The organism is Gottfriedia sp. NPDC057991 (assembly GCF_042886615.1).
Taxonomy (GTDB): domain Bacteria; phylum Bacillota; class Bacilli; order Bacillales; family Bacillaceae_G; genus Gottfriedia.
Genome location: NZ_JBHVQN010000007.1, coordinates 268,408 through 276,734, shown reverse-complemented (window position 1 = coordinate 276,734; position 8,327 = coordinate 268,408). Strand labels below are relative to the sequence as shown.

Here is an 8,327-nt window from a genome sequence, read left to right as displayed (position 1 = left end):
TCAGAGGTGGAAGCGTGGTGACACGTGGAGCTGACTGATACTAATCGGTCGAGGACTTAACTAACAAGTTTGATCATGACATTATCTAGTTTTGAAGGTACAAAATTATTATAAAAAAACTTTGAAAAAGTTATTGACTTCGGTAGATATTTTGATATAATAATTAATGTCCTAAAGAAAATGAATCAAGTGATGATAGCGAAGAGGTCACACCCGTTCCCATACCGAACACGGCAGTTAAGCTCTTCAGCGTCGATGGTAGTTGGGGGTTTCCCCCTGTGAGAGTAGAACGTCGCTTGGTTTGATGGAGGATTAGCTCAGCTGGGAGAGCACCTGCCTTACAAGCAGGGGGTCGGCGGTTCGAGCCCGTCATCCTCCACCATATGCCGACTTAGCTCAATTGGTAGAGCAACTGACTTGTAATCAGTAGGTTGGGGGTTCAAGTCCTCTAGTCGGCACTCTTTATGAGCCATTAGCTCAGTAGGTAGAGCATCTGACTTTTAATCAGAGGGTCGAAGGTTCGAATCCTTCATGGCTCACCATTTTCTAAAAAGAAAATATTGCGGGTGTGGCGGAATTGGCAGACGCGCTAGACTTAGGATCTAGTACTTCGGTGTGGGGGTTCGAGTCCCTTCACCCGCACCATTTATCTTGTTAATCAGTATATGCGGAAGTAGTTCAGTGGTAGAATACAACCTTGCCAAGGTTGGGGTCGCGGGTTCGAACCCCGTCTTCCGCTCCATATATACTGCCGGGGTGGTGGAATGGCAGACACACAGGACTTAAAATCCTGCGGGGGTTGACCCCGTGCCGGTTCGAGTCCGGCCCTCGGTACCATTTTTATAATATGCGCCCGTAGCTCAATTGGATAGAGCGTTTGACTACGGATCAAAAGGTTATGGGTTCGAGTCCTTTCGGGCGCGCCATATTGTTTCACCTGTAATTCTGAACGGGAAGTGGCTCAGCTTGGTAGAGCACCTGGTTTGGGACCAGGGGGTCGCAGGTTCAAATCCTGTCTTCCCGACCATTTAAAACATGGGGCCTTAGCTCAGCTGGGAGAGCGCCTGCCTTGCACGCAGGAGGTCAGCGGTTCGATCCCGCTAGGCTCCACTTAAAGAACTTAAATTAATTTATTATGGCGGTGTAGCTCAGCTGGCTAGAGCGTACGGTTCATACCCGTGAGGTCGTGGGTTCGACTCCCTCCGCCGCTACTTATTTAAGGACCTTTAGCTCAGCTGGTTAGAGCAGACGGCTCATAACCGTCCGGTCGTAGGTTCGAGTCCTACAAGGTCCACCACTTATAATGGAGTAATACCCAAGTCTGGCTGAAGGGATCGGTCTTGAAAACCGACAGGGGTGTAACAGCCCGCGGGGGTTCGAATCCCTCTTACTCCTCCATTTTTATTAAATTTCATACTAATGGAACTAACTTAGTTAGTATCTACATTATCGTGGGGTGGAGCACGAACGAATATGCTTCGAAGAAATTACTTCAGCATACCAATCGAGCTGCTACTTGCATAATCATCCTGAGATTGGGATGGTCTTAACGAAATAACTTTCATGGAACTATATTAAATAGTATCCACATTATCGCGGGGTGGAGCAGTCTGGTAGCTCGTCGGGCTCATAACCCGAAGGTCGCAGGTTCAAATCCTGTCCCCGCAACCAAATGGTCCCGTGGTGTAGCGGTTAACATGCCTGCCTGTCACGCAGGAGATCGCCGGTTCGATCCCGGTCGGGACCGCCATTTAAGTTGGCTCGGTAGCTCAGTCGGTAGAGCAGAGGACTGAAAATCCTCGTGTCGGCGGTTCGATTCCGTCCCGAGCCACCATCTTAAATACAAAAAATGATTATGATAATAAGCCGACTTAGCTCAATTGGTAGAGCACGAACGAATAAGCTTCGTAGCGAAACATCAGCGTACTTGTCGAAAAACACCTTGAATTATCTATATGAGACAAGGACGACTTTATGAAGATTACTACACAAAACCTAAGTTTGAGTGGGATATATGTTATATAAGTAACTATACAAAGTGATTTAATTAATAATAAGCCGACTTAGCTCAATTGGTAGAGCAACTGACTTGTAATCAGTAGGTTGGGGGTTCAAGTCCTCTAGTCGGCACTCTTTATGGCGGTCGTGGCGAAGTGGTTAACGCATCGGATTGTGGTTCCGACACTCGTGGGTTCGATTCCCATCGGTCGCCCCATATTTTGCGGGTGTAGTTTAATGGTAAAATAGAAGCCTTCCAAGCTTCGGTCGTGGGTTCGATTCCCATCACCCGCTTTTTATAAAATTTAATGGGCCTATAGCTCAGCTGGTTAGAGCGCACGCCTGATAAGCGTGAGGTCGATGGTTCGAGTCCATTTAGGCCCACCATTAATTTTATAATTAGTTTTTCCGCAGTAGCTCAGTGGTAGAGCACTCGGCTGTTAACCGAGTGGTCGTAGGTTCGAATCCTACCTGCGGAGCCATATGATAGAGAAGTACCCAAGTGGCTCAAGGGGCGCCCCTGCTAAGGGTGTAGATCGGGTAACCGGTGCGAGGGTTCGAATCCCTTCTTCTCTGCCATATTTTTTTTGGCCCGTTGGTCAAGCGGTTAAGACACCGCCCTTTCACGGCGGTAACACGGGTTCGAGTCCCGTACGGGTCATATCTAAAGCTCAGTTATTTGTGATAACACAGGTAACTGAGTTTTTTATTTGTCTTTTTTAGGATTTTAGTGAACGATATTTAGCTCAATACGGCTTTCTTCATTATATTAGAGTGTTCTCGTTCGTTTTAAGATGACAGGGAGTTACGTTGGGTCATTCTTTATCATTTTTTGATATGCTTTAATTTCATCATCTGAAAAGATATTAGTTGCTAAGCGTTTCACTCAACTCAAGTATTCTTTGAATTCGTTAAATTCATATCCTTGTCCTCTCTCCATTGTCTCGCTCTTCCCCTTACCCATTAATCTTTATTCGGATCACATATTCTTCATTTTCAATACTAATATCCTTTTCACTCATTTTAAATCCAAACATCAAGAGTTGGTCTATTAACTATTATCCTTCTTCCATAGAAATTAGAAAGCAAGAAATTGAAAGCAAGCGCATTATCTTAGTGTTAAAATGTGAATAGCTAAAGATGAGGTGATTAAATGAACGGATTAAATAATGAGGTCATGTGGAATGCAGTTGAATCATGCAATGAAAACTATGATGGAGTGTTTATTTATGCAGTTAAGTCTACTGGGATCTGTTGTAAACCCTCGTGTAAGTCAAGAATCCCATTAAAAGAAAATGTATCATATTATCCGTCATTTTCTTTGGCAATTAACGATGGATACCGTCCATGTAAAAGGTGTCGCCCTGATTTACTTTACTCAAATGAAGAGGATATTATTTTATCAGCTAAACATTTTATTGAAAAAGAATATCGAAATAGCTTAACATTGGATCGGTTAGCAATTGAAGTTGGAGTAAGTAAATTTCATTTGCAAAGATTATTTAAAAAATCCACTGGTTTATCACCGTTAGAATACGCAACTAAGTTAAGAATGATAGAAGCTTTAGGATTGTTACGAGATACTGAGAAAACGATAACTGAAATAGCGCATAAACTTGGCTTTAAAAGCTCGGCACATTTTTCAAGCATGTTTCGTCATCGTTTTAATTACACTCCAACTACATTCAGAAAGGGGTTAAATAAATGAAATTAAAAGATGGAATAGCTTTATTGAGCCTAGCTGCATTATGGGGAGCTTCATTTTTATTTATTCGAATAGCTTCACCAGTTTTTGGACCAATTTTAACAATACAAGGAAGAGTTACAATTGCTGCTTTTGCCCTGGTACTATATTTGGTTATTACTAAAAAATCATTAAACTTTAAAAAGAGATGGAGACAATATTTAATAATAGGGGCATTAAATGCAGCAATTCCATTTACATTAATTGCTACATCAGCATTGCATCTGACAGCCTCAATGTCATCCATTCTAAACTCTTTGACGCCACTATTTACTGCGCTTGTTGTCTTTTTATGGACGAAAGAAAAGTTGAGTATGCGAAAGTGGACTGGAATAATAGTGGGAGTAATAGGAGTGATCTTGTTAGTAGGATGGAGTTCAATTCCGTTTACTTATGATGTTAAAATAGCAATTGGACTTGCAGTTTTGTCGACTATTTCATATGGACTTGCAGGTGTTTATGCAAAGAAAGCATTTATTGGGGTGCCACCACTTTCACTTGCAGCTGGTCAACAAATTGGTGCTGCAATTTTACTTTTACCTTTTACATTTCTAAATTTCACTGCATTTACAGATAAAGTATCGGGAGTTGCGATATTAGCAGTTCTAGGATTAGCATTATTATGTACTGCTATAGCCTATTTATTGTATTTTTATCTTATCGAAAGTGTTGGACCTACCAAAACATTAAGTGTTACTTTTTTAATACCTGTGTTTGGAATGATCTGGGGAGTTCTTATTTTGAAAGAACATATTACATTAGGAATGTTGTTTGGTTTTCTAGTCATTTTATGTGGTGTATTTCTAATTTCAGATATTCGTTTACGTGTAGTATCATCAAGTAAGCGAATGCACGTTTAATAGGTTTTTAAATAATAAGACAAAAAAGGATTTTCGTAAAAACGAAGATCCTTTTTACTATATTACGATTGTTGTTTTATTGAGCTAAAAAAAGGTGTCTAAACATAGGAGGTAGCACATCTAGGAAAATAATGATATTGACACGAGATTTAGTAACTTTGAAGTGAAGCTATTTACATGGATCTCAATAATTTTATTGCATTGCCTAAAACGAATGTTAGTTAATTTAATTCCACTATTTTGATCAACATGTATTTTTGCTTGGTCTTCCATATAACCGCATAAGTTGAATTTTAGTTTAGATATTATTTTTAATTTTGCACCTGAATTTCCAAATAATTTGTTAGTGATTTCTAAATATTTTTCAAAAAAAACTCTCCCTCTTAATCCGACAATCTTCGACAAATCTTTTTAAATATAAAGTTTATATGAGATAAAAGTGTGAAATATGAATGAAATTTTATGAAAAATCAAATTTTTACAAATTGTTACAAGGGAATTCCGAAACGCAATGTATAAAAATACATAAATATTCGTTCGACAAATTCGACATTTTTACGACAAATGCAATAATGACAACGGTTTCATGAATGGTTATTCATTTTGCGAAAAAATTTTTTGAATTTTTTTTGCATAAAAACAAGGTGAATATATATATTTGTAGAATATTAAGAGATAGAAGAATTTAAGAGATTGTAATGAGGTGAGGATGTTGCTTTTGACACGGCCAACTGAGTTTGATGTACATTTATTCCATGAGGGAAGTTTATTCCATAGCCATGAATGTTTTGGGGCACATGTAGTAAAAAAAGGGGATAAAGTTGGAACTATTTTTACAGTGTGGGCTCCACATGCGCAAGGTGTCTCAGTTGTTGGGGACTTTAATAATTGGAATGGTTCTGATCATAAAATGGAAAAGTTGAACGATCAAGGGATTTGGACGATATATATCCCCGAAATTGGTCATGGGACGATATACAAATATGAAATTTCAACCAAACAGGGTGATGTTTTATTAAAAAGTGATCCTTTTGCTTTCTATAGTGAACTACGACCAAGTACAGCTTCGATCGTTTATGATCTTTCGGGCTATAAATGGAAAGATGCAAAATATCGTAAGCAGAAATTTAAAAAGTCTGTATATGAAGAACCAGTTTTGATTTATGAAGTACATTTAGGTTCTTGGAAAAAGAAGAAAAACGGTGACTTCTACACTTATGCAGAACTAGCGACAGAACTAATTCCATATGTAAAAGATCATGGTTTTACACATATTGAAATATTACCATTAGTCGAACATCCATATGATCGTTCTTGGGGGTATCAAGGAGTAGGTTATTTTTCTTCTACTAGTCGATATGGAAATCCCCATGAGCTAATGAGCTTTATTGACGAATGCCACCAGCAAGGATTAGGAGTCATTATGGATTGGGTGCCTGGTCATTTTTGTAAGGATTCTCACGGATTATACATGTTTGATGGTGAACCTACATATGAATATGAAGGTTATGATGCTAGAGAAAATGAAGTATGGGGAACAGCGAATTTTGATTTATCAAAACCAGAAGTAAAATCATTTCTTATTTCAAACGCCTTATATTGGATGGAATATTTTCATATTGATGGTTTCAGAGTAGACGCTGTTGCAAATATATTATATTGGAAAAATAGAAATGAAGAGAATCCTTTTGCAACTCACTTTTTAAGAAGATTAAATGAAGCGGTATTTGAACACGATCCACAAGTATTAATGATTGCAGAAGATTCTACTGATTGGCCATTAGTTACTGCACCTACATACGAAGGTGGATTAGGTTTTAATTTTAAGTGGAATATGGGTTGGATGAATGATGTTTTGACTTATATGGAGACTCACCCAACGGAAAGAAAGCATCATCATAATCAGATGACTTTCTCGTTTTTATATGCCTTCTCAGAAAATTTTGTTTTACCTTTTTCACATGATGAAGTAGTACATGGTAAGAAATCTTTGCTAAATAAAATGCCAGGTACATACGAAGAAAAGTTTGCTCAATTAAGGGTACTATTTGGTTATTATTTATCTCATCCAGGTAAGAAGCTCTTATTTATGGGAAGTGAATTTGGGCAATTTGATGAGTGGAAGGATTTAGAGCAAGTTGATTGGATCATTAAAGATTATGAATATCATTCCAAGATGAACAAATATTTCAAAGAGTTATTATCGATTTATAAAAAAAATAAATCACTTTATGAAGTTGATAATCATTGGGATGGATTTTCATGGATTGATGCAAATAATGCAGATCAAAGTGTATTTTCATTTATCCGAAAAGGAAAAAACAAAGACGATTATGTCATCGTAATCTGTAATTTTAGAGAAATTTCTTATGACACATATCGAATTGGAGTACCTGCAAAGCATCGATATAAAGAATTGCTTTCAAGTGACTATGTACAATTTGGTGGCGATAGTAAAATAAATCGTTCTGCCATTGAATCAGAAGAAATACCATTTCATGGTTTACCATACAGTATTGAAATAGCATTACCTGCCTTTAGTTTTACAATCATTCGTCCAGTTAAAATGCGAAAGGGGATTAGCAGCAATGGTTCAGAAAAAATGCGTAGCAATGTTACTAGCAGGGGGAAAAGGGAGTAGATTAAGTTCTTTAACAAAAGAACTAGCAAAACCAGCCGTGGCTTTCGGAGGTAAATATCGAATAATAGATTTTACTTTAAGTAATTGCACAAATTCAGGTATTGATACTGTTGGGGTGCTAACCCAATATCAACCACTAGTACTAAACTCATATATTGGTATTGGAAGTGCATGGGATTTAGATCGCTTAAATGGTGGAGTAACTGTTTTACCACCATATTCAGAAGCATCTGGCGTTAAATGGTATACAGGTACTGCAAGTGCAATTTATCAAAATTTAAATTATATAAAGCAATATCAGCCTGAATATGTGTTAATTCTTTCAGGTGACCATATTTATAAGATGGATTATAGTAAAATGTTAGACTATCACGTTGAAAAAGAGGCAGATGTATCTATTTCAGTTATCGAAGTTCCGATTGATGAAGCTAGCCGTTTCGGAATTATGAATACAAATGATGAAATGGATATTATAGAATTTGAAGAAAAGCCTCAATATCCAAAGAGTAATTTAGCATCAATGGGAATTTATATTTTTAAATGGAATGTTTTAAAAGAGTTTTTAGAGATGGATGATCGCAATCCAGAATCAAGTAATGACTTTGGTAAAGACGTTATTCCACTTTTATTAGAAGAAAAGAAAAAAGTAGTTGCTTACCCTTTCAAAGGTTATTGGAAAGATGTTGGTACAGTTAAAAGCTTATGGGAAGCTAATATGGATTTGTTAAATGAAGATAGTGAACTAAATATATATGATCGTGATTGGCGCATCTATTCAGTTAATCCGAATCAACCACCACAATATATTGCACCTACGGCAATCGTTGAAGACTCTCTAATTAATGAGGGGTGTGTTGTTGAAGGGTTTATATCGCATTCTGTATTATTCCAAGGAGTAACAATCGGAGAAGGCAGTATGATTAAAGATTCTGTCGTTATGCCAGGTTGTGTTATTGGAAAAGATGTTCGAATTGAAAGTGCAGTAGTAGCGCCTGGTATGGTTATTCCTGATGGAAGTCTTCTGGGTCCAGTGAAAGATTATGAAGAGGTAATTCTAGTTACAAGCGAAGAATAAGAGGTGGCT

The 8,327-nt window shown here is 37.7% G+C and carries 4 protein-coding genes, 22 tRNA genes and 1 rRNA gene; all 27 read left to right on the top strand.

Annotated features, from left to right (window positions below; all coding sequences use genetic code 11):
- Positions 1-185 precede the first annotated feature (185 nt).
- Positions 186-301: ribosomal RNA gene (gene rrf / locus ACFVR2_RS22190) — 5S ribosomal RNA — on the top strand.
- A 5-nt stretch (positions 302-306) separates the two neighbouring features.
- A tRNA-Val gene (locus ACFVR2_RS22185) sits at positions 307-382 on the top strand.
- Positions 383-385: 3 nt separating this feature from the next.
- Positions 386-458 (top strand) — tRNA-Thr (locus ACFVR2_RS22180).
- 8 nt (positions 459-466) lie between these two features.
- Positions 467-542 (top strand) — tRNA-Lys (locus ACFVR2_RS22175).
- 20 nt (positions 543-562) lie between these two features.
- Positions 563-645 (top strand) — tRNA-Leu (locus tag ACFVR2_RS22170).
- A 22-nt stretch (positions 646-667) separates the two neighbouring features.
- Positions 668-742: transfer RNA gene (locus ACFVR2_RS22165), tRNA-Gly, on the top strand.
- A gap of 8 nt (positions 743-750) precedes the next feature.
- Positions 751-837: transfer RNA gene (locus ACFVR2_RS22160), tRNA-Leu, on the top strand.
- 12 nt (positions 838-849) lie between these two features.
- Positions 850-926: transfer RNA gene (locus tag ACFVR2_RS22155), tRNA-Arg, on the top strand.
- Between the two features lie 24 nt (positions 927-950).
- Positions 951-1,027, top strand: a tRNA-Pro gene (locus ACFVR2_RS22150).
- Positions 1,028-1,037: 10 nt separating this feature from the next.
- A tRNA-Ala gene (locus ACFVR2_RS22145) sits at positions 1,038-1,110 on the top strand.
- Positions 1,111-1,137: 27 nt separating this feature from the next.
- Positions 1,138-1,211 (top strand) — tRNA-Met (locus ACFVR2_RS22140).
- Positions 1,212-1,220: 9 nt separating this feature from the next.
- Positions 1,221-1,297, top strand: a tRNA-Ile gene (locus ACFVR2_RS22135).
- 8 nt (positions 1,298-1,305) lie between these two features.
- Positions 1,306-1,398 (top strand) — tRNA-Ser (locus ACFVR2_RS22130).
- 196 nt (positions 1,399-1,594) lie between these two features.
- Positions 1,595-1,671: transfer RNA gene (locus ACFVR2_RS22125), tRNA-Met, on the top strand.
- Between the two features lie 3 nt (positions 1,672-1,674).
- Positions 1,675-1,750: transfer RNA gene (locus ACFVR2_RS22120), tRNA-Asp, on the top strand.
- Positions 1,751-1,758: 8 nt separating this feature from the next.
- Positions 1,759-1,834: transfer RNA gene (locus tag ACFVR2_RS22115), tRNA-Phe, on the top strand.
- Positions 1,835-2,057: 223 nt separating this feature from the next.
- A tRNA-Thr gene (locus ACFVR2_RS22110) sits at positions 2,058-2,130 on the top strand.
- Positions 2,131-2,139: 9 nt separating this feature from the next.
- Positions 2,140-2,215: transfer RNA gene (locus ACFVR2_RS22105), tRNA-His, on the top strand.
- Between the two features lie 6 nt (positions 2,216-2,221).
- Positions 2,222-2,292 (top strand) — tRNA-Gly (locus ACFVR2_RS22100).
- A gap of 16 nt (positions 2,293-2,308) precedes the next feature.
- Positions 2,309-2,385: transfer RNA gene (locus ACFVR2_RS22095), tRNA-Ile, on the top strand.
- Positions 2,386-2,405: 20 nt separating this feature from the next.
- A tRNA-Asn gene (locus tag ACFVR2_RS22090) sits at positions 2,406-2,480 on the top strand.
- A gap of 6 nt (positions 2,481-2,486) precedes the next feature.
- Positions 2,487-2,577, top strand: a tRNA-Ser gene (locus tag ACFVR2_RS22085).
- A 10-nt stretch (positions 2,578-2,587) separates the two neighbouring features.
- Positions 2,588-2,659 (top strand) — tRNA-Glu (locus ACFVR2_RS22080).
- Positions 2,660-3,151: 492 nt separating this feature from the next.
- The gene (locus ACFVR2_RS22075; RefSeq protein WP_387366849.1) at positions 3,152-3,706 is read left to right on the top strand and encodes a bifunctional transcriptional activator/DNA repair enzyme AdaA; all 555 of its coding nucleotides are present in this window, start codon (positions 3,152-3,154) and stop codon (positions 3,704-3,706) included.
- Positions 3,703-4,602, top strand: a complete 900-nt coding sequence (locus tag ACFVR2_RS22070; RefSeq protein WP_387366846.1) for a DMT family transporter — start codon at positions 3,703-3,705, stop codon at positions 4,600-4,602. Before ACFVR2_RS22075 ends, ACFVR2_RS22070 begins: the two co-directional genes overlap by 4 nt.
- 709 nt (positions 4,603-5,311) lie before the next feature.
- Positions 5,312-7,243, top strand: coding sequence for a 1,4-alpha-glucan branching protein GlgB (glgB, locus tag ACFVR2_RS22065; RefSeq protein WP_387366843.1), 1,932 nt, complete (start codon positions 5,312-5,314; stop codon positions 7,241-7,243).
- Positions 7,191-8,318 carry a glucose-1-phosphate adenylyltransferase gene (locus ACFVR2_RS22060; RefSeq protein WP_387366840.1) on the top strand — a complete coding sequence of 376 codons (1,128 nt, stop codon included), beginning with the start codon at positions 7,191-7,193 and terminating at the stop codon, positions 8,316-8,318. Before glgB ends, ACFVR2_RS22060 begins: the two co-directional genes overlap by 53 nt.
- Positions 8,319-8,327 lie beyond the last annotated feature (9 nt).

What these genes read in the sequence shown, in the direction of transcription:
- ACFVR2_RS22060 (WP_387366840.1), top strand. Translation starts at nt 7,191, where the DNA reads ATGGTTCAGAAAAAATGCGTAGCAATGTTACTAGCAGGGGGAAAAGGG.
- ACFVR2_RS22075 (WP_387366849.1), top strand. Translation starts at nt 3,152, where the DNA reads ATGAACGGATTAAATAATGAGGTCATGTGGAATGCAGTTGAATCATGC.
- glgB (WP_387366843.1), top strand. Translation starts at nt 5,312, where the DNA reads ATGTTGCTTTTGACACGGCCAACTGAGTTTGATGTACATTTATTCCAT.
- ACFVR2_RS22070 (WP_387366846.1), top strand. Translation starts at nt 3,703, where the DNA reads ATGAAATTAAAAGATGGAATAGCTTTATTGAGCCTAGCTGCATTATGG.